The sequence below is a fragment of the Atopobium sp. oral taxon 416 genome, from assembly GCF_018128285.1.
Taxonomy (GTDB): Bacteria; Actinomycetota; Coriobacteriia; order Coriobacteriales; family Atopobiaceae; genus Olsenella_L.
Genome location: NZ_CP072380.1, coordinates 1,289,763 through 1,314,106 on the forward strand (window position 1 = coordinate 1,289,763; position 24,344 = coordinate 1,314,106).

A 24,344-nucleotide genomic window follows, 5' to 3' on the forward strand; every position below is an offset into this window, starting at 1 on the left:
ACAGTTAAGTCTATACCCGACGTTTGTCTGCTTTAACAATAAGCGTGAGGGTCTCAACAGTTGCGCACATCGAGGGACCACAGCGGTTTGGCATACTGAACTGCATACGCGTCGAGCGAAATCCAACTGACGGCATGGTCGATCACGGCGCTGTCGTTGGAGGCGACATAGGATAGCCCCTTCAGAGCCCTATCGGCACTCGGCACCAATTCAGCGTTGACCGTAAAAGAATATCGATCACCTATCTCGGTGATCAGATGGGCGAGTCGTCCCGAATTCGACACTGGTGCATCGAGATAGAAGTGCATGCCCTTCACGTGTCCTTGGTTTCCGATTCTGAGCAACAGCTCGATCGCGCGTGGCGTCTCCTCGATCGGATGGTAGGTGCCTGAAAGGCCCGCGAGATCCCGGATGGCTCCGTCTTGCGCGAAGATGATAAGGGCACGGTTCAGGGCTACCTCTAGTGGGATAATCTCGTTGAATCCGTCAATTAAGAGCGTTTGTCCGGCGAGCTTTGAGAACTCAATCTTTTTGAAACGCCGTGCGGCAGCCTTACTATGCCCCGAGATCCCTCGGGCCAGGAGCAACCGCTGCCGTTCGGTGAACTGGTAGTGGTTCGACACGAAGGTGATGGAAGAGTCACGAGGATAACCATGATCGAGCAGAAAGCTGAGCTCTGTACCCGCCTTCAGAAGCATCTGAAATCGGGACTTGCTGAAATCGTGTTGGTCGCTGTTTTGAAATCCGCGACATGTATGCCGCAATTCACCGTCATCCATATCCATTCCTGACTCCCACTGTTTAGCCTCTATATACCACACATTCATATGAGAGAGCGGGATGGGGCACAGAACTACTCCTGAGAGGGTGATATAGCCGCTCCCCTCCGTATGCCAGGAATAATGCCAGGTAACAATACAATCGGGTATTTTCTCCCAGTCTTACTGCGCACTGAGTGTGAGTTTGTTGCAGTGGGAATCCTGCGCTGTGGGTTGGGAGACCCCTGATTCTGGTCACATTCCCGCATGTGTGGAGGAACTGCGCTGATCGGATTATCTTCAAGCACATATACCTATGGGGGGTATATTGATGCCGGTAAAGGGATACCCCATCTGGGTATCAAATACAAATAATCCTATGCTAAGGGAGGATAAGCACAGCTGACAATATCTTGGAGGTGCGCAACCTGAAGAAGACCTACCGCACGAGGTTCGGTGGTTTCGAAGTGGTCGAAGGAATCAGCTTCGATGCTCCCCGTGGTGAGGTGTATGGTTTTTGGCCCCAACGGTGCAGACAAATCGATGGCCATTTCAATGCTGACCACACAGCTGGAAGCAACCGGTGGTGAGATCTACCCGGATGGCCACTCAGTGATTGGCGATTCGGTCAGGGCATATGCAGAGATCGGTGTGGTTGCACAGCACAATGTAGGTTGGCTGCCCATGAGAACCTTTCGTCTCACGCTCGTTACTTCGGGATGGACATGAAGGAAATCAGTGAGAAGGCAGACCAGTACCTGGAGAGCTTCGGTCTCGTAGACTGTCAGAATGACTATGTCTCTACCTATTCCGGCGGTATGGCTCAGCGCCTGAAGATCGCGCGCAATGATGCACACACCGAAGATCCTGTTTTGAATGAGCCGACCACCGGCTTTGATCCGACCTACTGTGAGATCCTTTGGAAGGAGATACTCAACCACGAGGCCGGGACCACGATCTTCCTCACGACGCACTACATAGACGAGCCGGAGCGGTTCTGCAAGCACATCACGATCGTCAACCACGGTCAGATCGTGGCGCAGGGGACTGTACCTGCGCTGAAGGCCCTGGTGCCGACGGACACGGTCGTGAATATCCGGATGTCCGGATAGACAAGGATGTGGTATTCTCCGCGGAGAAGCTCTCGGACGTCTCACAAGCGAAGCTGCAGGCAGGGGCGCTCTCGCTCTACATCAACCAGCACCAGTCGAACTTCGATGAGATCTTCCGTTGGGCTGAGCGACTTCGCGAGACGATCTTCGATATCAGCCTCGAACAGACCACACACTCGACGATGTATTCGTGTGCTTGACTGGGGAGGGAATGAATAACAATGACAACTGAGGTAGTGGAACAGCAGAACTACAAGAAGCAGGAGAGTTAGATTACCCGCTCCGCGCTCTGGGCTATGGTACAGCGTGATCTGTTGATCCAGGGGGGGGTAACATCTGGGAGTTCGTCTTCCGTGTCGCGATGCTTCCGTCTGTATTGATTCTGACCTATGGCTATATTCTGCCGACACTGAACATGGTACCGGAGTCTTTCCCATCTCAGATGTTTGCAGGCATGGTTGGTATGTCTATGGTGATCACGGGCATCCACGGGACAGCGGTGCCGATGATGATGGACTTCCACAATCTGCATGAGGTTGAGGGTAGGCTGCTCGCCCTGATTTCGACCCGCATGGTGGCCTTCTCCAAGATGTTTGTCAGCAGTTTGATCGTTCTGTTGATCTCGCTCATCTTCATGGGTGGCAAACTGAATGCGTCGATCATCCTGCGGGACATTCCGCTCTTCATCCTGATCCTCATCTCGCTTGTCTCGGCTTCGCTTGGCTTTCTGGCCGGTACCATCGTCGAGTACTCCCAGATCGCGCAATGTTCCCGGGCTTCCTGGGCGTTATCTTCTTCACCTGGGAGAGCCTTTCCGCGATCCCTGTGCTGCAGGTGATCGTCTCGGTCAACCCGCTGGTCTATGCCAATGGGACCCTGCGTGCGATCATGTTCTCCTGAATCCCCATATGGCTCTGGGCTGGAGCCTGACCGGGCTCATCGCTGCGATCCTCATCGTGGACGGTTTCGGTATGAAGCGCTTCATCCGGATGGCGACTGGCGCTGAGAAGTAGGCTCAATACCGTATAGGTATCAAAGCGTCTTAGGGAGAGGTGCTCCTTAAGGTGCTTTTTGCTTAGTTGTCGGGCCCCTAGTACAATTGCCTGATTTAAGATCCTGCTTTGAGGTGATGCCATCGCAGTGTATCGTTGAAGCTACGCAGATACCGAGGAGAGGGTTTTCATATGGATATCAAGAAGGTCACGGTTGCCGGCGGCGGTGTGTTGGGGAGCCAGATTGCGTTTCAGAGCGCCTACTGCGGCTACGATGCCACGATCTGGTTACGTTCCGAAGCTTCCATCGGGCGGTGCCAGCCGAAGCTGGACCGACTCTGTGAAATCTATCTGCAGACGCTGGAAGCGATGAAGAAGGATCCGGAAGCCTATGCCTACGGCCTGTGCGCAAAGGACGAGGTAGAGGCTGGCCACCTGGACGAACTCAAGCAGCAGGTCCGCCACGCTTATTCTTTAATCAACCTTACGACCTCCTATGAGGAAGCCTTTGGGGATGCCGACTTTGTGATTGAGGCCATCGCAGAGAATGCGGAGCAGAAAACTGCTTTCTATACAACGGTGGTACCGTACCTGTCCCAGAAAGTGATCGTTGTAACAAACTCGAGCACGCTGTTGCCGGGTCAGTTCGCGGACCTGCTGCCGCAGCCAAAGCAGTATCTGGCCCTCCACTTTGCCAACGAGATCTGGAAAAATCCGACCGCCGAGGTGATGCGTCAGGCGAAGACCTCCGATAAGGCCTTTGAGGCTACGGTTGCCTTTGCAAAGTCGATCCGCATGGTGCCGCTGAAAGTCATGAAGGAGCAGCCGGGATATCTACTGAACTCTATGCTCGTCCCGCTCCTCAATGCGGCGCTGAGCCTGTGGGCCGGCGGCGTGGGAAGCGTCGAGGATATTGATGCCGCCTGGACCATGTCGACCGGAGCACCGGCAGGTCCCTTCCGTATGCTCGATATCATCGGTCTCACCACCGCCTATAATATTATGGTGATGAACCCCAAAGCTAAGGATCCTGCTTCACTTGAGGCACTGATTGTGAAGAAGCTCAAAGCGAAGATCGATGCGGGAGAAACCGGCGTGAGCGCCGGTAAGGGCTTCTATACCTATAGCGAGTAAGATTCAGCTCTAATATCTGCAGACCTCCTGACACGCTGTTTCATATGTGTCGGGAGGTCTTATGCTACACAAAAGACAACATATCTTGACCTGATGTCGAGTTTGCGCGGGGTGTCGAGTTACTGTGGAGGTACCTGTGCATCAAAGCGGTAAAAAAGTGCATAAATACGCAGGATACCTGTAGATTTATGAATTGTGTTAGCTGTCGAGTTTATGTCAAATTAAAGAACTTTTTTCCACGAAGTAGCCTAATATAAAATCAGCATGCGTCCAGAAAAAGCGTTGTTTCAAAGCGGGCCGTGCCTGATCAATATTTCAACTACATGGCACACCATGTGTTTTGTTTATATATGGAGCGAAAACATATGCCTAGTCGTAAAGACAGCGGTAAACATTTCAGGGATGCCAAAGCGCACAAACAAGCGCGGCACTCCTCAAGGCAAGAGCAGAGACAGAAACGGAATAGTAAAAGGCAGCAACAGCAGTATGCAGACGATGGGGAAGACTTCGACGACAGTGGCAAAACCAAGGATGAGAATTTAGATGGCCTCGATGTGATGGCCTCCTATGTGGATTCCGAATCCGCGCATGAAGGGGATGACCCCTACGATCTGATGCCGGATCTTTCGATGGATGCCTACGAGCAGACCGAAAAGGACGAAGAGCGGGCTTGGGAACATAAGCGGCAGAACCATCCGCACCATCGCGTCCGCAATACCTTCCTGGTTATCTTTATTGTCTTCGTTGTCGTACTCGGCGGTTTTACAGCCGTGTTTTATGTCAGTGCGCGCAATGTCTATAACTCGAGCCTGAACGCAGTGTCGCTTTCAAAAGACATTGCAACGAGCTTCGGGGAAGGCAACACCAAGAACATCGTCTCAGATGCGCAGTCCTTCTCCCGGTGCCTACAATCCATGAAGGATGAGACGGACAAACCGATCTGGAAAATTGCCCAGCACGTGCCCTTTATCTCAGGGGATGTGCAGAAGGCGATCGATCTGGTCGATATCGGGCAGCAGGTCTCGGTCAATGTGGTGACGCCGGTGGCGCAGGATATGGACGGCGTGTCCGTGCAGTCGATCCTATCCAACCAGAAGATTGACCTGGACTCCCTCAATCAGCTGTGCAAGGTCTTCAGCGATGTGCAGCCTGCGATCGGCGATGCAGATCAACAGATCAACGCCTTAGGCGATGCGCAGTTCGAATATCTCAACGATCCTCTGCAGGCCTCGAAGGCGCGCCTCAATGAGCTCAATACCGCCGCAGTGAATCTGAGCAACATTGCTCCGCAGCTGCCGGCGATGCTTGGAAGCGAGGGGACAAGGACCTACCTGGTCGTCGCCCAAAACAACGCACAGCTGCGCTCAACGGGCGGATCTCCCGCGGCGCAGATGTTGATAAGCATCAACCAGGGAAAGTTTACCCTGAGCACCTTCAAGATTGCGGATGAGGACTATCGGGAAGGCCAGATCCCGCTGACCGATGAGGAGCGGCAGATTGTCGTCGATCTGATGGGTACCGACGCGGATACCGAGCAACAGGATGTCAATGTCGTACCGAGCTTTCCGAGAGCAGCCCAGCTCCTCGAGTGGTGCTCAGAGAAGAACACCGGAGAGAGTGTCGATGGTGTGATCGCGATCGACCCGATCTTCCTGCAGGACCTACTCGATCTGATCGGCGGTGTCAGGGCCTCAAATGGCACGCAGATCGACGGTGAGAATGCGGCGCAGCTCATGATGAACGGCGTATACCTCAACCAAAGTAGCGAGAGCAAGCATGGTAACAGCGACTTCGCACAGCTCGCAGGGCTGTCCTTGAGCTCTGTCGTGAATAACATGGGGCGCGTCAGTATCACGGACTTCGTGCGCTGCGTCTGGGATGCGACGCAGACAAATCACTTCACCATCTATATGGATAAGGAAGATGAGGAAGCCGCAATCGAGAGGATCAATGCGGCGGGCGAAGTCAATCAGGACGGTACCCAGCCGGTGGCAGCGCTGTACTTGAACGATGCCTGCGACTCCAAGCTCGATTGGTACCTGAAGGCACAGCAGCGGATCACCGGCGTGCAGTACAACGACGACAGCAGCGTGACTTATACGGTCGATGCGACGCTGGAGAATACCGCTACGGCCACCGCGATGCAGAACAATGCGCCGGAAGAGTTAGTGGGCGATAATCCGGAGGGCCGTAACTATGGGATCGTGCTCAGTTGCCTGATCATGGCTCCGACCGGCGGATCCATCAGCGATGTGGATGCCCGCCTGACGACGGATAAGGATCAGAGCAATGTAAGCCTCTACGGCAACAACGTCGTCACGGGTTCCCTGGAGATCGACCCGGGGGAGACGATCGATGTGTCGTATAAGATAACGACACAAAGGGGGGCAACGGCGCCGCTGCAGCTGTACATGACGCCGGTCGCACAGAGCTGAGCGTCCTGCCTCTCATACATACAGGAGGGCCATCGTGCGGTAACAAGAGCGGTGGTGGCTTTTTCTTTGCCGATAGGCTGCACCACAGGGTTTGTATGGGAGCATGCTGAGGGGAGTGTTGGTATTCCACTATAGAAGTTTGGACTCACCGAGGGGGCCTGTCCCGGAAAAGTCAGTGCGGAATGCTGTGAGATACCGTAAGCTTTACTACCGTAAAACGATAGTACTGATTGTTAAGCTCGAAGCCTCTTGAGGGGTATGAGCATGAAACGTCGCGCGTGCTTCGTTGAGCGATATCCAATATCGGGGGCTTTGAGTGCAACAAACTACGGTCGGTCACAGAAGGGAACACACATGGCAGGGTCTGACTTAAAGAACCGTGTATTAGATGCCTGGACGATGGTTGAGCATCTGTCCGAAGGAGATTTTAATCCGAGGGATACCGCAAATCACAAACTGACGCTCAACGCTCAGGACTTCTATGGCCTTTTCGGTGAGGCAATGAGGAAGAAGGGATCAGGCAAGAAAGGCGGTATCGTTTTATTCCTCAACACCTTTCCCTTTGAGCGCGTCATCAGAATGCTGCATGAAAAGTTCCAGCTTGAGGATACCGATGAGGATATCTCGTACGGGACTAAGTTCTCGCTGTCACTGAGTTTTGATCGGGAATTGAATCTGCTGCCTGACAATACCTTCCTGACCGAGAGTGCCTATTTCCTAGAGGTCAATAGCATTCTGGATGAGGATAAGTTCCAGCAATACGAGGAAGAGCAAAAAGAAACGATTGAAAAGCTGTTCCATGCTGAAGAAGAGGATAGACAAGAAGAGGATGAACACAGGGACACCCATACTTCGAAAGCAACCCCACGGAAATTCTTCAACAGGGCTATGCATAAGTTCATCACACACTATAACCTGCAGGGCGGCCAATGCTATTACCGGGCCGTGAAGAACCTTGATTCGGATGTCACGAATCTGCATTCATTTTTCGTGGACGACCTTCAGAGGGCCAAAGAGACCAGCACCAAAAACCTCGATGCGTACCTCTACCAACAGGTACACAATGACCGTGTGGACCTTGATGCAAACCAAAAGTCTCCGAATTTCAACCCCTTACCGTTTTACGATATCCTCCAGCCGAAATACTATCAGTTGGGACGCTTCCCGAGCCATCCAGAGTATGCGCTCTCCCTGATGCAGCAGGTTGCGGTAAACCTTTCGACGCATTGCGGTGACGAACAGATCCGCAGTGTCAATGGGCCTCCGGGAACCGGTAAAACAACGTTACTGAAGGATATATTCGCTGAGCTGATCGTGCAGCAGTCCTATGAGATAGCATTACTGCAGGGTAAGAATTTCGATGTTCCGGGGAGCAATGGCCCTGACGGCATTGGCGAACTTCCTGATTCCATTGCGGACAAGGGCATTGTGGTAGCTAGCTCCAACAATGGCGCGGTACAGAATATCGTCAATGAATTACCGCTCACCAAGGAGGTCGATCATTCTTTTCAAGAGGCCCTAATCAAAGCCGATTACTTTACTGAGATTGCCAACTCCGATGCCAAAGAGGAGTGGGTACAAGGCGAGGAAAGCAAAAAGCATAAGAGCTTCGTTGTGAAGCCCACTAACAGCGAGGACCCGAATAAATTCTGGGGCTTATTCTCACTTGAAGGCGGCAGAAAAGCCAACGTCGAAAAGATTACGACCGATATCGACCGGATCGTCAAGTACTTTGACGAGCACGTGCCGAATGACGGAGTGTATGCCGAGTTCTTAGATGCGTATAAGAAGCAGGAACAAGAACGGGACAAACGCCAGAGCGCGGTCGATACCCTGAACCAGGTGTCCGTTCTGGAATCCCAACTAAACAGCCACAAGACAGACTTTACCCGTGAGTACCAGGAGCGGGAAGCTAATCTTAAACAGCTGCCGGCACAGGTTGAGAGGACCATTCGGCAGATTCAGAGTAGGATCGGTCTACTCCAGGCACAGAAGCAACAGATCCATCAGTCCCGGGTGGAGAATGCCGATCGGGAAGCGACACTCAACCAACAGATTGATGCCCTAAAGCTGCAAAAACCGGGAGTGCTCCAGCTCTCTAAGAAACGGGAGTATGACCAAAAAATGGCTGGCTATTCAACTGCGCTGCAAGACGTGATCGGGAAAAAGCAGGAACTCAAGGAAGCTGAGGTAAAGCAAGATCGGCTCATTGCGCAGAAGCAGGCAGCCGGACAACAGGCACAAACTCAGCTGAAACAGGAACAGGCTGACTTTGAGGCTTGGAAATACGAGCAGCTCTACAACATGCAGCAAGAGGAACAGCAGCTTGCCCAGCGGAAGCAGGAGAACGCCGAATTCTCCTATCCGCGCCTCAATCTCAATGAGGACTACGACAAGCTTGAGATCTCAAATCCTTGGTTTGATAAGGAGTACCGGATACAGCAGTCAAAGCTCTTCATCTTGGCCCTTCGAGTCCGAAAGCAGTTCCTGTATGACAACAGAAAGAGTTTGTCCAAAGCCACCTGGATCTGGGGTGATCAACAGAAATTCATGAATGAAAATCCTGACCTTATCGTGAAAGCATGGCATTGGATCAACCTGGCGATCCCGGTCATCAGCACCACCTTTGCTAGTTCCAGCAGGATGTTCAAGAATCTGCCGCCGGAGACGATTGGGAGGCTCTTTGTCGATGAGGCAGGGCAGGCACTGCCTCAGGCGAGTGTCGGTGCGATCATGCGGAGTCGTAACGTAATGGTGGTCGGTGACCCGGCACAGATTAAACCGGTCCTGACGCTTGATTCAAAGGTGTTGGGATTGCTTGGACGGCACTACTTTGAAGGCCTGAGAAATCCGGATGATCTTGCAGAGACCTATATCTCGGAAAATTCCTCAACGCAGACCTTGATTGATGCAATTGGAAAATACGGGTTCTATAAGGATAAGGAAAAGACAGACTGGATCGGCATCCCGCTTTGGGTACACAGGCGGTGCCAGTACCCTATGTTCGATATCTCCAACGACGTTTCCTACAATGGCAACATGGTTCAGGGTAACAAGGGGGATGGCGCAGCAAAGTGGTTCGATATCGGAGGCTCTGCCAACAATAAATATGTGTCAGAGCAAGGGCAGCTTCTGCACTATCTGATCAAGAAGATGGCCCAGAAGAATCACGATATTCTCGACCCGAACAAGAAGGATGTCGCTTACGTTATCTCACCCTTCAAGAATGTCGCAGATCGGCTGAAGAAGGAACTCAACAGTCCTGACCTGAAGTTCACGCGAAGAGATCATGGCAAAGTGACCAACATTGGCACAGTCCATACGTTCTAGGGGAAGGAAGCGCCGATTGTCTTCTTGGTGCTTGGCGCTGATGAAAAAAGCAAGGGTGCCGCTAATTGGGCCATGGGTTCGAGCAATCCGAACATCATGAACGTTGCGGCAACCCGTGCCAAAAAGCAGTTCTATGTGATTGGCGACCTGAAGCTTTACCGTGGCTTAGGCAGTGACGCTATTAAGAAGACACTTGAAGCGATCGATCAATTCAATCAACGGATACAGAAATCCAATACCAATGCGGATCAGAAAGAAGACTTCACAGCGCAGTACGAAGAAGGGGAGCCGGGTGTCGTCGATGGAAAGGCTTTGCTTGATACTCTGGAGAAGGAATTCTCGTCTGCATTACCGAATGCACCGCAGAACGCTGAGGCTGGGACACCGAATAAACCACAAGAACAGCGGCAACAACAAAGGAACGTGCTCCCTGTTACACAGAACCAACAGCGTCAACCGCAGCAGGATTTGCGACCTGTACGGAATTATCAACGGCAGCCGCAACAGAATACACGCCCTGCGCAGAATTACTGGGGAAACCATCGGGGACAGTCGCGGCAGAATGCATATCTGGCACAGAATCGACAGCAGCGACCTCAATATCAGCAGTCGCAGCGAAACTCACATCCGACGCCGCAGATAATCAAGAGGCGGGTGGATCTGAATGTCCCCTATGAGGAAAAAGACGAAGCTAAGAAGTTAGGCGCCAGGTGGGACTATAAACGCAAAACATGGTATGTGCGGCCAGGCTCTGACCTGAACGAGTTTAGAAGATGGCTGAAGTAAGGCGCGTCGATCGGAGGAGTGGCTGTATATCTAAGGTGCATTCACTTCACCTTTCATTCGTTATGGAACTAACTTAAGGAGTGACGGATATCAATATATTTCTCGCTGTTAGACCAGGATTGACCTGAGAAGGGCCCAAAAGTGTCCGGGCCTTTGCCTACAATGTATGTCGTCAAACAAAGACATCGAGGATCAAAGGACCCGGATGGGTCCAATGATACTGCAGCAGATCAAAAAGATGGGGATCGCCGAGAAGCGCGAGCTCTTAGAGAGACTGGAGGCGCTCATAGCCAAGAAGATGGCAGGCTCTGCACTTGCGGGAACACCCAAGAGGTGCCCGAGGTGCAAATCGCTCAGCTTCTATTGCAAGGGCCACGACGCGTGTGGCCTTAAGAGATGGAAGTGTTGCTCGTGAGGCAAGACCTTCTTTGTAAAGACAAGATCTGTCCTGGCTATGTCAAAGCCCACGGCCGCCACATGGGCCGCATATGCAAAGGGCACGCTTGCAGGCATGACGCTTGAAGGAGCTTGCCGAAAGCTGCCATGTGAGCCTTAAGGACATTGTGGTTTTATGCACATGAGGCTCTTCGAGGTGATGCAGGCAGCGCTTGGCGCCTTCAGGTATGGACCCACCGTCTCCTGCCAAAAGATTGGGATCTACATCGGCGAGTCGCTTACAGGCAACAGGGCAAGGCCCAACATCCAGATGCTGAGAAAGGCGCACACGCACGGCCATGTTGTGCATTGCTGTGGCATATCGAACGAGAAGGTCTGCGTGGAGTGCTGCGCAAATGACCTAGGAGACGAATATGCCATCCTCTGCGGCAGGGGCAGGCCCGAGGACGGGAAGCTGACAGATGCCCTTTCAGGTATCGTCGACAGCTTATGGGTCGCCACCGGCGACCATACAGGATATGCGCGCGTGGCTCTCCTCGCTTGGGGTCTTCAAGCACACAGCGAGCGTGGCGAAGAAGGCCGTGCACGGCGAGCTCGGGCTCGTCAATGCGATGCATCAGAGGCTGTACGAGTTCCTGCTTTTCTTCCATGGGGTCTTCTGCGAAGTGGCTGGGGCACTTGTCTTGCCTGCTTTTTGTGGATAGAGCAGGTAAGGCATTCTGAGCGGGAGAAGAAGGATATACTCTCAGGCAAGCTTGCAGGAGGCAGGTATGTCTATACCAGGCGTGCGCTCATAGACATCGAGCAGCCCTTCTGGAGCTATTGGAAGGACAGGGGCGACAGGTCAATCATGGTCTAACAGCGAGATAGTAAAATGGCTGAGGACTTTAAGCACAAGCCCAACAATTCCTGTCGGTCTCGAGCTGCATACTATAGATGAAGGGTTGATGCATCTAAAAGATCGGGAAAAGACATGGCCAAGGGGCATGAAGGCGGACTTAAGCATGAAGGAATGTGAGAGCAGGGGGACCTTTGATGGAGCTTCTGGAGAGGTTCTCAGACGAGCAAGCAAAGGCTTATCGAGGAGAAGTTCCCGCAAGGGTTCGTATGCCCTATCTGCGGCCCCACGAGCTGCTCGCACCAGTTCAGCGTGAGCGCGAAGACGATGATGGAGGGCACCCATCTTGCCCTGAGGGAGTAGTTCGTCGCGATGTGGTTCATAGGATGCGGCACAAAGCAGCAGCCTATGCTCGCTGCGATGGACAGGGCTGCTGCGTCCTGTGCTGCGTAGATTCCTGGTAACAGTTCGAACACGACCACCTCTGTCATATGTCCAAGATCTGTGCCGATGCCTGGAAGCGGGATATCGGCAGGGTTGGATTGCTTCTGCGGGCTCGTCCAGAAAAAGTACGACAGCTCAGACGATGACGCCTCGCTTCCCCATGGCCCACAGGATCCTCTCGAATATCAAGGCATATGTCGAAGGAGCGTTCCACGACCTTCCGAAGGCCCATATACAAGTCGTATGCCGACTCGTTCAGCTAAAGATACAGCCACAGGGATTCTTTTGATGCTTGGTGCCGATCTCCTCCACGGGATGTGCCTCACACGCATCCCGCTTGCAGGCATCGCAACCACATCCACGGTGCAGCCAAAGCAGCTTACAGTTCATGGAGCCTAACTGTGCCGCAAGTCCTTAGCCATTATCTATGATTCAAGTCCGAGCAGGGCGGCGCCGATCGCTCCGCACAGCTGCGAATCCTTATGGGTGGTGACCTCGGATTTCAGAGCGTCGGAGAGCGCGTGGACGGCACCGATATTGTGTGCCACTCCTCCGGTCATCACATAGGGTGGCTCTGCATGGACGCGGCGGGCGAGCATCACGGTTTTCCGGGCGACTGAATTATTGAGTCCGTGGATAATATCAGGGATCGGAGTGTCCTTGGCCACAAGAGAGACAACTTCAGACTCTGCAAAGACCGTACACATGGAGCTGATACGGACGGGGTGTTTCCACTCAAGCCCAGCCTTGCAGAAGTCAGACAAGGGCATCTCCAAGGTGCGCGCCATCATCTCCAGGAATCTGCCGGTTCCGGCGGCGCATTTGTCATTCATAACGAAGGATAAGACCTCACCGTTGTCCCCGATATGGATGACTTTGGAGTCCTGTCCTCCGATATCGATAATGGTATGGGCCTTCGGGAAGAGGTAGTGCGCGCCTTTAGCGTGGCAGGTGATCTCGGTGATCGTGCTGTCTACGCCCTCGACCATATCTCTGCCATAGCCGGTAGCGACGGTGCAGCTGATCTGGCCAGGAGTGAGTTTGGCTTGCTCCAGTACACTCTGGATAGCCTTGGCTGATGCCGTTCCGGCTTTCGCGCCGGTCGGGATAATCACCGAGGAGAGGAGGTGCTTGTCTGAGTCCATCACCACAGCATCGGTCGAGGTGGACCCACAGTCGATGCCGATCACGTAGCGCTTTCCAGGGGAGCCTGGCTGTGACGGGGTCTGAACTTTAGGCTCTGTTCTCGGTTCAGTCTTCACAGTTTGAACATCTAGGGTCTCTCCGAAGGCTTCGAGGCGGGTGCGCAGCTGTCCGGTGCTCTGCGTCGTGGGGTCTGTCTCAATTTTCACGAGCGGGAAGCTCTGGTGAGCGGCGATGCGCGCATACTCGAAGCCGTAGTAGTCGCAGAACTTCATCGTGTGATAGACTACGCCTTTTTGGTGGGGATCTGCGAAGAGTTCCTTGCGCCTTGAGACATCCTCCATACGCATGCAGGGCATCTGTTTAAGGAGTGCCGGTGCATACCAATCGAGGAAGGTATCGAGCGGATCCTGCCCACCAGTATCTGCCTGATCACACCCTACGCAGTCGTAGGGCGACTTGAGGCGTGCCAGATCATTGGGGACCGGTGTATCGATGTGGCGGGCGGTGCAGGTCTCATTGGCCACCGGAAGTGGGAGGCTCGCCTGCACTTCCTCGAGCAGTTCAGGATAACCATGGGCTCCGATCAGGGAGACATGGTCAGCTGTGGTCGGAACTGAAGGAGAAAGCGCGCCGATCGCACGGGTGATATCGAAGGTGGCGCTGGAATAGGCGGCATATGCCTGTGCGAGATCCTTCAGCTGCTTCTTGAAGAACTCAACTTCCTTTGGTCCCGTCTTATGCGGAATATCCAATAAGAACAGAAACATGTCAGGGTCTGCACGGTCCTGCACGATATCGAATACTCTTCTCACTGTATCGCAGCAGGTGGTGAGGACTGCGGCATGGACATCCGGTTTGAGGAGCCGCTCCAGCAGCCCCTTACCGAAGCCGCAGATATTCTTAGAGGCAAGCAGGTTGGTTGCCTCAGCGTTGTTTGAGGGATGGACCTCACACAGCTTAGGGTTTACCCCGTAGCCTGCCAAGAGCTCGAGGGGCGTATACTTGCACGCGTAGAAGACTGTATTGTCAGTGGTTGACACGTTTCGCCTCCAATTGCTCCAGGAAGGCATCGAATCTTGTTTTCATCTGACCCGCCATGCAGTTTGCGCGGTCACAGCCGTCACCGGCCAGGATCAGGGTGGGGAATCCCGCTTCCTCTGCCCGTGCCTGGATGATCCCTGAGGCGCCTTCAGTCTGCCGGCAGCCCCAGTGGGTGAAGACTACGACGCCGTCGGCGTGGGTTGCCTTGGCCAGTCTCACGACGGTGTCGGCGCGGCGCTCAGAGGAGCCGTTGAAGCAGTTACGCACGACCCTTTCCGCCATGAACTCATAGGGTTTGCCCGGATCGAAGAGCCAGCCGTTCTCATGGGCTCCGGGAAGCTTCGCTTCGGCGCCCGTCGGAGGCAGGCAATCATACATCATATCTGAGGCGATGATCTGTGCGCGCTGAGAGAAGTTGATCTGCTCACCTAAGACCGACAGGAAGAAAGGCTGTACATGGACCCAGACTAAATTGAGGCCATGGTACGGCTCTGCCTGGGCAAAATCACGGTCCATCGTCTGAGCGAGGTGGAGGGCACCTTTGGTGCCGAGCAGCAAGTGAAAGTTGAGCATCTCCATCTGGTCTACGGTCATTTCATTGTGCAGGTTGTGCCCTGCTCTGTGCCTCAGGGCTTTGAGGAGCGTCTCTTGCGTCTGTTTGGAGAGGGCACAGGACTCTTTTAGCTTTTGCTCATACAGTTTGGCGTGGAAGGCATCCTCTGCCATATCCCTCATGCCGCGCAGCTCGTCGGCTACGTATTCAATTGAGTCCCGTGAGACTTCAAAGGGGACCTCAACATAGTAGAAGGGGATTCGCCACTTGTCGGCCAAGGTCTTGAAGGTCAGATTGTTTGCATCGCAGGCTACTGAGGTTGCCGCAAGCATGCGGGGCGGGTCGGCTACGCCTGAGAGGCTTAGGCCCAACAGTGTCTTGTGATAGCTACAGTAGGTCTCCGGAATGCCCATGCCCTCTGCGGCGTTGATTGTCCAATGCTCCGCCTGGGCGCCGCTCACGAAGGCGGCAACCGCTTCAGCAGTGAGCGGAAGAACACCCATGTTGTGGAAGATCTCGTTGGGCGTAAAGATAGAGGTGATGACCGAACGGTTAGGATGGGCCTGTCCCTTTACGATTTGGTCCATAAAGAGGGCATAGCCTTCATTGCCGGAGGGGAGGTAGCGTTTGTCGGCGTTGATCTGGGTCTTTTTTGCCATGAGCTCATAGCCCATCATCAACCAGTTATGGGTAAAGCGCGGATGCGCGACGAGATTGGTTCCTGCCACGCGTCCGTACCAAGCAACAATGTCGTCAGGACTCAAGTTTATTTCTTCTCTTCCATAAGTTCGTGGATCTCGAAGTCATGCTTCGAGGCTTTGATAGCCTCAGCAGAGCCGAATACGCAGGTTACATGGTGCTTATTCGCGTAGTCCAGAAAAGGCGCCAGAGCGCGGATGTCTTCCTCGGTGGTATTGAGCACTTGGCGGCGCAGCTTTTGGATATAGTCTGCGGGGCGTCCCTGGAAACGCAACGCATCCTGGAGACGGGCTTTGGCTTTCGGTTTCTTCGGGGCATCGAGACCGGCGACGGTGGAGACAATATAGCCATCCAACTCATTGGGTCTCGCCTTCCAGTTTGCAAGCCAAGTCCCCTCTTGTTCATAGCGTCGCATCGTGGCATCGATGGAAGGGTCGCGGAAGGAGGTATTTTCCGTCATGCCGTTTGCCTGGTGCCTGATGTCTACGCCGTAGGCTCCACCCTTCACACGCACTTCATTCCATAGGTAACTATAGGTAAGTGGACGGGTGGCTACCTGCCAGGTTCCCGGCACAGTTGAATCATGGGGAGCAGGAAGAGAAACCTCGGCGACGTAGTTGACCTTGGAGGGGATAATGAAAGCCTGATCCTTGGGGGCGACCTCAGGGATCTTAAGGCGTGTGGCAGAGATGTAGTCGGTGCCTTTCTCTTTCAGGTTGAGGTCGCCGGCGGCCTTCCAGAAGCGGCTGCAGTCCTCTTTGGAGCCGGTGAAGCTCACGATCGTGCCTTCCTTCGTAAAGATGCGGGATGCGAGGTTGTAGAGGACTTCGGTGGTCGGCTGCTTGCGGTACCGCCAGCGGTCGAGGAGCTTCTTCAGGAATTCGTAGAACTCTACGCCGCTCAGTTTGGCGTTGAGACGGGCGCCTGGGGTGAGCTGCGCCACGGCTGCGTTCACCGCAGCCGTGTGTCCGGAGTTCACGAAGCCCCGCTCCAGCGAGATGCGGCGCTGCTGCAGGATCTCATAGATTCTATCGAGGTTTGCGTCGAAGAGGGTCTCTCTCCAGATCTCCTCGGGGATTGAAGCTAAGGACTCGACGTTGTCGCTCAAAGCTGAGGCGGCGACCACAAGCTTCGGATTGACGACCGTGAGATCGTTGTCCTGGCCGTAGTTGTCGTAGAACACGTCGAAGCTGCCGAGCTTGGTCTCGGTCAGGGTGTCGAGTTCAGAGGCGGTGTGGTGCTGGGTTCTGAGGTTGCCCAACAGATCGGTCAAGAGCGAGACGTACGGCATCTCCTCGAAGCCGATACGCTTCAGATCGAAATAGTAATAGACGTAGCCGATCCCGTGGGTATCCATCTCATGGAACCAGCAGGGGATCGGGGTTGAAAGATCCGTGGTGGTCGGCTCTGCCGGAGCATCGGTGATATCGGAGACATGGAGCTGCGGCAGTTTTGCGAGGTCTTCCGGGGAATCGGGGGTTGCTTGCTCCTGGTGAAGCGCCTGCGCCTCCTGGATCACCTTGTTGATCTCCTCGTCGCTCAGCTGGGCTTTACGCTCTGCGAGTACTTTGGTCTCCTCGGACTGCGTACCGGCCTCAGTCGGAATCAGCTCGACGGCGGCGGTGTGTTTGGAATCCAGGATCAGCTCCCGGAGCAGATCCTCAAAGTAACCGTTGTCGAGGCCTTCACGCATATGCTTCAGGGCGTCGGCATAGTGCAGATAGAGCGTTGCGTCATCCTCGTTGTAAAGCCAGCCGGACAGTGCTTGGATGGAGAGGGCTACGCCGTCGGAGATACTCCAATCACCTTCGCGCAGGTTGAACTCTGCCTGTGCGAGGGAGGCCTTCAGTTTGTCGTGATCCAGACCTTGCTCAACGAGCTTTGTGCACTGCTCCTCCAGGAACGGACGGAACTTCGCTGCGGCGCCCTCCTGCAAGCCTTTGAGCTCAAAGAAGGCGAGCGGCTGCTGGATACCGTCAAGGAGCTGTGCCTGGAAGTCATCAGCCAAATCCGCGTCCATCACTGCACGCTTGAGCGGTGCTTCATTGGAGCCCGCAAGGGTGTCGAGCAGTACGTCGACGGCGAGGACCTTCTCACGGTCGCGGGAGCTGCCGATCACATAGCTGAGGGCTGCGGAGGCATTCTTCTGTGCGGTCGCCATCTCTACCTTAACTGGATCCTTCACAACCAAGGGTTTCTGCAGCTTGAGCGGGTTGGGGTCGCCGGCCTTGCGGTCGGTCGCCTCGTCGAAGCGCTTGCCGATGAAGGCGAGCTCACGCTCGATATCGATGGCGCCGTAGAGGATCGTGTAGGAGTTGGAGAGCTGATAGTGACGGGCATGGGTGTTCAGGAACTGCTGGTAGGTGAGGGTCGGGATGACCTTCGGATCGCCGCCGGAGACGTAGGCGTAGCCGTTGTCCGGGAAAAGCGTCGACTGCAGTTTCTGATAGAGCACCTCATCCGGGTCGGAGAGCGCACCCTTCATCTCATTGAAGACCACGCCGTTGTAGGTAAGTGGTGCGTCCTTATCCGCCATCTCATAGTGCCAGCCCTCCTGCTCGAAGATCCTCGGGCGATGGTAGATAGCCGGATGCAGCACGGCGTCCAGGTAGACGTCCATCAGGTTCTCGAGGTCCTTCTCATTGGTGGAGGAGACCGGGTAAACGGTCTTGTCCGGGAAAGTTAGGGCATTCAGGAAGGTCTGCATAGAGGTCTTGAGCAGATTGACGAAGGGCTCTTTGACCGGATACTTGTCGGACCCATCGAGGACAGAGTGCTCCAAGATGTGGAAGACGCCGGTTGAGTCCTTGGGCGGGGTTTTAAAACCGATTGCGAAGGACTTGTTGGTGTCAGCAGTGGCCAACCACATGAGTCGAGCCCCGGTTGCATCGTGCTTGAAGATATATGCCGTCCCGGAGAGCTCCTGGATTGGCTCTATGCTCTGCACGGTGAAGCCGGCATGGGTGCTGCCGACGCTTAAGGTTGGATCGGGCTCAAGATAGCTTTTGGTTGAAGACATGAACTCTAAACTCTCTTTTCTCTACGGGTGCAAAGACAAATTGTTAAGCCTCTGCTTATATTCCCAAATATGTGGGGATCCATAAGGGAAGCATATCGGGAATGGAACCTCACTTCATGGTATCAGGGCTAAGAAGAAAGCCTTTGCATCAACACAAAGGCTTTTCCTCACACTTCTGTAGAGTGGCCGTTACTTCACGACCAAGACGTCGCATTTGGATGCGCGTACCAGGTAGCTTGAGATGGATCCCAGAAGCGCATACTTAATGGAGGACAGGCCGCGGGCGCCGCAGATCACGATATCCGGCTCGATCTTGTCGAGCATCTCTTCCTTTAAGGTCTCACGGATGCGTCCGGCCCGGATGATAACCTTAACCTCTTGGATATCTTTGTTGCCTTCAGCCTGTTTCAGCAGGGCTGCAATGGAATCCCTGAACTGCGCTTCCAGTGTCGGGATCAGCTCCAAAGGATAGTTACCGGCGGTTTCCAGCGCGGTGGAGTCGATTACGTGACCGATATAGAGCCTTGCATAGTTGGTTGCCGCGATGCTTATGGCACGTTTCAGTACTTTATCCTGCTGTTCGGTTCCATCGAGCGAGACGAATACTTTGTCATAGTCGAGAAGATTGTTATCTGCCATACGTGCCTCCCTGATCTGTCCGTGTCCTCACATGAATTGTGGGCACTTTCTACCTGTATATCCTAGCAAACGTGCACTTTACGAGGAAGCCTGCAGGTCCGGCTTTTCCAAGAGCGGTCGGTGAATATCATAGAACGTTAGGTTATTTGAGAGAGTTTCAAAAGATCAATGCGAATGTGGGAGGCATCGTGAATCTAGTAGAGCTCATCATTTCCGCGATCTATGGTGTTGTCGAAGGTATCACCGAATGGCTGCCGATCTCATCAACGGGCCACATGCTCCTGTTGAACGAGTTCCTGCCGCTTCAGGTTTCGGCGGATTTCTGGGATATGTTCCTCGTTGTTATCCAACTCGGGGCAATCCTCGCCGTCGTTGTACTCTTCTTCTATCAGCTGAATCCGTTTTCACCCAGCAAAGGGAAGGCGGGACGCAGACGCACCTGGCGTATGTGGGGGCAGATCATTGTCGCCTGCCTGCCGGCAGCGATTATCGGCGTTCCCTTCAATGACTGGATGACCGATCACCTGTCCAGCCCCTTTGTGATTGCGGCAGCACTTATCGTCTACGGTGTTCTATTCATCATTATCGAAAACGTCCGCGAGAGCAAAGTGAAGAGGATCCTCGAAGGAGGAGGCGCACGCCCCCAACATATGGCAGCGCCTGAGGTGGAAGATACGAACAACCTTTCCGAGCTCGCAGACAGCGAAGCCGCGGTCCAGCGGGTGCAGGATATGCCTTGGAAAACCGCGTTCGGTATCGGCTGCTTCCAGGTCCTGTCCCTCGTCCCGGGCACTTCACGCTCCGGCTCCACCATTATCGGTGGCCTGCTGCTCAACTGCTCCCGCAGCGTCGCGGCTGAGTTCACCTTCTATCTGGCAGTGCCGGTGATGATCGGCGCTTCAGGGCTGAAACTATTCCGCTTCTTCTCTAAGGGCAATGTCTCTACAAGCGAGGAAGCCGCGATTCTGGGTGTTGGCTGCATCGTAGCTTTCCTGGTCTCGCTGATTGCGATCCGCTTCTTGATGAATTTTGTGAAGAAGCACGACTTCAAGCCGTTCGGTTGGTACCGCATCATCCTCGGTATCGTTGTTATCGCTTACTTCGCCCTGACGGCTTAACACGTTCATGACCGAGAGAACCAACACTGCAAAACCTGAATTACTAGCACCAGCGGGTGGCTCCGAGCAATTGCGCGAGGCTATCCATTTTGGTGCGGATGCAGTTTACTTAGCAGGAAAGCGCTGGAGTATGCGTGCCGCAGCGGACAACTTCTTCCCAGAGGAGTTGGAGCGGGCGGTCTCCTATGCACATGCACATAACGTGCAGATACATCTCACACTCAATACCATGATGAGCGACGAGGACATCGCAGAGCTGCCTGGATATCTGCGCTGGATCCAGTCGGTCGGGGTGGATGCGATCATCGTCGCCGACCTCGGCGTAATGCGCCTGTGGAAGAAATATGCCCCGCAGGTTGAACTGCACGTCTCAACGCAGGATTCCGTAATGAATGCAGAGGCCGCACGGGCCTATGCCGCGCTTGGAGCTTCGCGAATTGTCGTGGCACGCGAGTTGAGCATCGAGGCAATCAAACGCATGAAGGCCGCCTTGCCCCCGACGCTCACCTTGGAGACCTTTGTGCACGGCTCGATGTGCATGGCGTACTCGGGAAGATGTCTGCTGTCCGCAGCATTGGTCGGGCCTGAACGCTCTGCAAACAGAGGCGCCTGCACGCAACCCTGCCGTTGGAACTGGAGGATCGCCGAGGGCGACGATCCCCAGCGGGCTCTGCCGGTTGAGGAGGAAGGTGGTAGGTCCTATGTCTTGTCCGCCAGCGATCTGTGCATGCTCGACCATCTCGAAGAGCTGCAGGATGCTGGTATCGATTCCTTCAAGATCGAGGGACGCAACAAGGGCGCCTACTACGTGGGCTGCGTCACGAATGCCTATCGCCATGTTCTTGACGGGGAAGATCCTGAACTGTGGCGTTCTGAATTGGACAAGGTGAGCCATCGACCCTACAGCACCGGCTTCTACTTCGGGCAACCCAAACAGGTGGGAGCGTTTGGAAGAGGGGAAGACTACATCCGCGACCGTCTCTTTATTGGATCGATCACCAAGACGTATGCAGACGATGGGGGAAATCGGTGGACAGAGTTTGTATCGCGCAACAAGGCGGATATGACAGAGCCGTTGGTGGTGCTTTCTCCTCATCATCCAATCAGAGCCATCTCGCTCACTGATCTTGAACAGTGGGACGAGAAAACACAGGGGTGGGTACCGTGTGTGGCAGTTCATGCTACCTCTGCCCGGTACCGTTTCACCAGTGAGCTGTCACTTGAGACACTGGACATGCTGGCGCAGGATGTTGAGTAGGACGCTCAAGGTACTACTTTGATTTGCGTTGTTAACAACAAAGCTACCGCGAAGATGGCTTCGTTTGACTATACCGTCCTGATCGAGACAGAGTCTTTTCACACCGCATGGAGTGCACCATATATAGGGCACGGTGACGTGAAAGCTATGATTCCCTATAGTCAACCAGCAGGCTTGAAAGTATCCAGAATACGACGGAAATTGAGGCAATCGACGAAGAGACGATCGCGAAGAAGAGCGAAACCGTCGCAGCGAACTGTGCCTGTGCTATCGGGGCCGTAAGATTTTGCACTGAGGAAGAGTAGGTTGCCTGTGCTGATGGGGTGACTGACTCAATGCCTCCATATACCAGCATGCAGAGTGCGATGGTTGCGACAATAATACTGATGATCGCAATGACTATGGCTCTCAGTTTGAATGACTGTAATTTTGAGCGCTTGGCGTCGGCCTTGACGATAGATTCCTGTCCGGTTTGATCATCTGTTTGACTCTTCATGGCTCTCTCCATTCTTATTGGTACAGTTCGCCCATTGAGACGATGCAGGTAGTATACCGGACTTTGGTTTTTCGATCCCCGATATGGTGCTATGAGGCCCTTCAGTCGCGCTTCCTGCCGGCAGAGGGGCCTTTCCCTTCGCCGCGCAGCATGGGCGAGCGTGCAGGAGGAGATCGCCTTCACGTCGCCCTCGGTGAGGTTGAAGTGAAGCAGCGGCAGCCCTGTCCTTGACGCCAGCTCCTCGATGATGGGGCTTCTCCTGGATATGTTGGCATACCTCCTCTCCGAGGTGCGGCACACATCGAGGCCGCGACAGAGCCCCATGATGTCTCTGGAGGAGAACTTATCTCCCAGCACCTTCATCTGCAGGAGCCTCATGAGCAGGACCGCGATGTAGCAGACGAGGAAGTGGCCCGATATCGTGCTCTGCCTCTGAAGGTAGACAGGCCTCGCATCGAGCTCGGACTTCATCACCCTGAAGCTCTCCTCGATCCTCCAGAGCCTGTGGTAGGTGCTGTATATGGCCAGGGGCTCCATCCTGGTCTCCGAGGTCACGATCATGCTGTAGCCGGCAAGGGCCCTGGCCTTCCTGATCGCCTCGTGGTTTAAGGTGGCCGCGACCTTCATGTCCTCCCTGAGCTCGCCCTCGGCGTCGACGGGGGAGAACGTGACATACTTCGCGCTGTCGCCGTAGTCGGACCTCTTCGCGGCTGCGGCCTTAAGCGACCTCGCCTTCTCCACCTGCCGGTCTATCTCGTATTTCTGCTTCCTGGCAAGAGATGGGCTGTACGTGACGACGCGCCTCTCGGGGAGGCTGACCTTCCTCTTCCTTCCGTCCTCTCCCTCTACCGTGTACTCGAAGTCGCCGTCCGCCATCTTGTAGCGAAACGATGTCTCGCCCTTCCCGTCGGCGACGTCCGTCCAGCCATCTCCCGAGAGCGCCCACGTGCGCTCCTTGGCAGGGAGCGCCTTCACCGACTTCGAGAATATGTAGCCGTCCCCTGCAAGCACCGCCTCCGCGATGTTGGCTGCGCAGCTGAGCCCCTTGTCGGCGACCCTCACGGTCCTGCCGGATATGGAGCCCCTCTCCTTCATCTGGGCGATGCATCTCCCCAGCTGCGGCCTGTCGCTCTCGTTGCCGGGAAACAGGCTCATCGCCACCGGGATGCAGTTGGCGTCGAGGAGAAGACCCATCGCGACTGTCGGCTTCGGCCTGTGCTCCTTCGAGGGGCCCTTCCTCCTGAAGGAGTCCTTGCGGTCGATCTCGAAGTAGAAGTTCGTGCAATCGAAGTAGGCCAAGGACATGTCGTGGCCGAAGGCCTCCTCCACGTGCGCATTGTAGATCTCGACGACCTTGTCGTACTCATCGCCCAGATAGGCGAGTCCGTCTCAGAGCTGGTCCAGCGTGAACTGCGCATCGATGCCCTCCATCTGGGGCAGCACGCCCTCGAATGTCCTGAGCTTCGAGCAGGGGGCGACGGCCCTCGCATAGACGAGCGAGGAGAGGAGATCGTGCAGCGAGAAGCGCAAGCCCGAGGGGGTTTGGAGCAGCGCCATGTCGCCTGCAGCTACAAGCGCCGTGTCCTCTGCCTTCAGGGCGAAGTGGCCGAGATGCCTCGTCGCCGGGACATCGGAGATCTCCCGCACCCTCTCCCTCTCCATGCCGGCCTTGCGCTCGGCATTCATGCGGGCCACCTCGCGCTTGTAATGGGAGACGGGATCGGCGATGCCCTTCTCCATCAGCGCGTCGGCATAGCCCAGCGCCTTCACGGACCTGTGCGCGGTATGCCTTCGCTCGGGGTCCCAGTGGCTCTCGTAGATCTGGAGATAAAGCCCCTTCTTGTTGCGCGTCTGCTTGAGGAAGTAGGCCATCTGCCACTCCCTGTCAACGTAAAGCACCATAGCACCATGTATATATTCTATCAGGGAGCGATTTCCGGATCAAGCATACAGGCATGAAAAAAGCCAGCTCAGGGCTGGCTTTTGCGGTTCCGGGCCATGTCCCGGGTCCTGAAGAATCGTGGTGCTAAACGCTAAAGACGGGCCCATTGAGACGATGCAGGTAGTATACGATGCAGGTAGTATAGAGTGGAGTGTAGCGGCTACAGTATTGATGCAACTTTCTTGCTTTCACCTGGGCGATGGGTATT

20 protein-coding genes are annotated in these 24,344 nt (G+C 54.7%); 12 read left to right on the forward strand and 8 right to left on the reverse strand.

What is annotated here, in order from left to right; all coding sequences use genetic code 11:
* Positions 1 to 53: 53 nt before the first annotated feature.
* Complete coding sequence (locus tag J4859_RS06925) at positions 54 to 698, reverse strand: DUF434 domain-containing protein (protein WP_212334580.1); 645 nt, start codon at positions 696 to 698, stop codon at positions 54 to 56.
* Positions 699 to 1,214: 516 nt separating this feature from the next.
* Here J4859_RS06925 and J4859_RS06930 point away from each other — a divergent pair.
* The 10 genes from J4859_RS06930 (at position 1,215) to J4859_RS06975 (ending at position 11,802) form a co-directional block, all read left to right on the forward strand.
* Positions 1,215 to 1,487 carry an ATP-binding cassette domain-containing protein gene (locus J4859_RS06930; protein WP_212334582.1) on the forward strand — a complete coding sequence of 91 codons (273 nt, stop codon included), beginning with the start codon at positions 1,215 to 1,217 and terminating at the stop codon, positions 1,485 to 1,487.
* A complete protein-coding gene (locus J4859_RS06935) occupies positions 1,484 to 1,870 on the forward strand; it encodes a hypothetical protein (protein WP_212334584.1) in 387 nt (128 codons plus the stop codon). Before J4859_RS06930 ends, J4859_RS06935 begins: the two co-directional genes overlap by 4 nt.
* An 8-nt stretch (positions 1,871 to 1,878) precedes the next feature.
* Entirely contained in the window at positions 1,879 to 2,070 is a 192-nt protein-coding gene (locus J4859_RS06940) for a hypothetical protein (RefSeq protein ID WP_212334585.1), read from the forward strand.
* A 161-nt stretch (positions 2,071 to 2,231) separates the two neighbouring features.
* Positions 2,232 to 2,708, forward strand: coding sequence for a hypothetical protein (locus tag J4859_RS06945; RefSeq protein ID WP_212334587.1), 477 nt, complete (start codon positions 2,232 to 2,234; stop codon positions 2,706 to 2,708).
* 346 nt (positions 2,709 to 3,054) lie between these two features.
* Positions 3,055 to 3,996, forward strand: coding sequence for a 3-hydroxyacyl-CoA dehydrogenase (locus J4859_RS06950; protein ID WP_212334589.1), 942 nt, complete (start codon positions 3,055 to 3,057; stop codon positions 3,994 to 3,996).
* A gap of 365 nt (positions 3,997 to 4,361) precedes the next feature.
* Positions 4,362 to 6,431, forward strand: coding sequence for a DUF4012 domain-containing protein (locus J4859_RS06955; RefSeq protein ID WP_212334590.1), 2,070 nt, complete (start codon positions 4,362 to 4,364; stop codon positions 6,429 to 6,431).
* 354 nt (positions 6,432 to 6,785) lie between these two features.
* Entirely contained in the window at positions 6,786 to 9,761 is a 2,976-nt protein-coding gene (locus J4859_RS06960) for an ATP-binding protein (protein WP_212334593.1), read from the forward strand.
* Between the two features lie 27 nt (positions 9,762 to 9,788).
* Entirely contained in the window at positions 9,789 to 10,547 is a 759-nt protein-coding gene (locus J4859_RS06965) for a DUF5710 domain-containing protein (protein ID WP_212334595.1), read from the forward strand.
* A gap of 205 nt (positions 10,548 to 10,752) precedes the next feature.
* Positions 10,753 to 10,962, forward strand: a complete 210-nt coding sequence (locus J4859_RS06970) for a hypothetical protein (RefSeq protein ID WP_212332493.1) — start codon at positions 10,753 to 10,755, stop codon at positions 10,960 to 10,962.
* A 162-nt stretch (positions 10,963 to 11,124) separates the two neighbouring features.
* Positions 11,125 to 11,802, forward strand: a complete 678-nt coding sequence (locus tag J4859_RS06975) for a hypothetical protein (protein ID WP_212334597.1) — start codon at positions 11,125 to 11,127, stop codon at positions 11,800 to 11,802.
* A 197-nt stretch (positions 11,803 to 11,999) separates the two neighbouring features.
* On the opposite strand, the gene J4859_RS06980 is transcribed toward J4859_RS06975, so the two are convergent.
* The 5 genes from J4859_RS06980 to J4859_RS07000 form a co-directional block, all read right to left on the reverse strand.
* Positions 12,000 to 12,257: a hypothetical protein gene (locus J4859_RS06980; RefSeq protein ID WP_212334598.1), complete on the reverse strand. Its 258-nt coding sequence runs from the start codon at positions 12,255 to 12,257 to the stop codon at positions 12,000 to 12,002.
* Between the two features lie 393 nt (positions 12,258 to 12,650).
* Positions 12,651 to 14,411 (reverse strand): acyl-CoA dehydratase activase, encoded by a 1,761-nt coding sequence (locus J4859_RS06985; protein ID WP_212334600.1) that lies wholly within the window; start codon positions 14,409 to 14,411, stop codon positions 12,651 to 12,653.
* A complete protein-coding gene (locus tag J4859_RS06990) occupies positions 14,398 to 15,729 on the reverse strand; it encodes a 2-hydroxyacyl-CoA dehydratase subunit D (RefSeq protein WP_212334602.1) in 1,332 nt (443 codons plus the stop codon). The genes J4859_RS06985 and J4859_RS06990 overlap by 14 nt, the downstream gene beginning before the upstream one ends.
* 2 nt (positions 15,730 to 15,731) lie before the next feature.
* Positions 15,732 to 18,683 carry an insulinase family protein gene (locus J4859_RS06995; RefSeq protein ID WP_212334604.1) on the reverse strand — a complete coding sequence of 984 codons (2,952 nt, stop codon included), beginning with the start codon at positions 18,681 to 18,683 and terminating at the stop codon, positions 15,732 to 15,734.
* 189 nt (positions 18,684 to 18,872) lie between these two features.
* A complete protein-coding gene (locus tag J4859_RS07000) occupies positions 18,873 to 19,322 on the reverse strand; it encodes a universal stress protein (RefSeq protein WP_212334606.1) in 450 nt (149 codons plus the stop codon).
* Between the two features lie 188 nt (positions 19,323 to 19,510).
* Here J4859_RS07000 and J4859_RS07005 point away from each other — a divergent pair, with 188 nt between their 5' ends.
* Both J4859_RS07005 and J4859_RS07010 read left to right on the forward strand, forming a co-directional pair.
* A complete protein-coding gene (locus J4859_RS07005) occupies positions 19,511 to 20,440 on the forward strand; it encodes an undecaprenyl-diphosphate phosphatase (protein ID WP_212334613.1) in 930 nt (309 codons plus the stop codon).
* 130 nt (positions 20,441 to 20,570) lie between these two features.
* Positions 20,571 to 21,698, forward strand: coding sequence for a peptidase U32 family protein (locus J4859_RS07010; RefSeq protein ID WP_212334615.1), 1,128 nt, complete (start codon positions 20,571 to 20,573; stop codon positions 21,696 to 21,698).
* Between the two features lie 145 nt (positions 21,699 to 21,843).
* On the opposite strand, the gene J4859_RS07015 is transcribed toward J4859_RS07010, so the two are convergent.
* A complete protein-coding gene (locus tag J4859_RS07015; protein WP_212334617.1) occupies positions 21,844 to 23,523 on the reverse strand; it encodes an IS1634 family transposase in 1,680 nt (559 codons plus the stop codon).
* Between the two features lie 60 nt (positions 23,524 to 23,583).
* Positions 23,584 to 24,096, reverse strand: a complete 513-nt coding sequence (locus J4859_RS07020; protein WP_212334618.1) for a hypothetical protein — start codon at positions 24,094 to 24,096, stop codon at positions 23,584 to 23,586.
* Between the last annotated feature and the right edge of the window lie 248 nt (positions 24,097 to 24,344).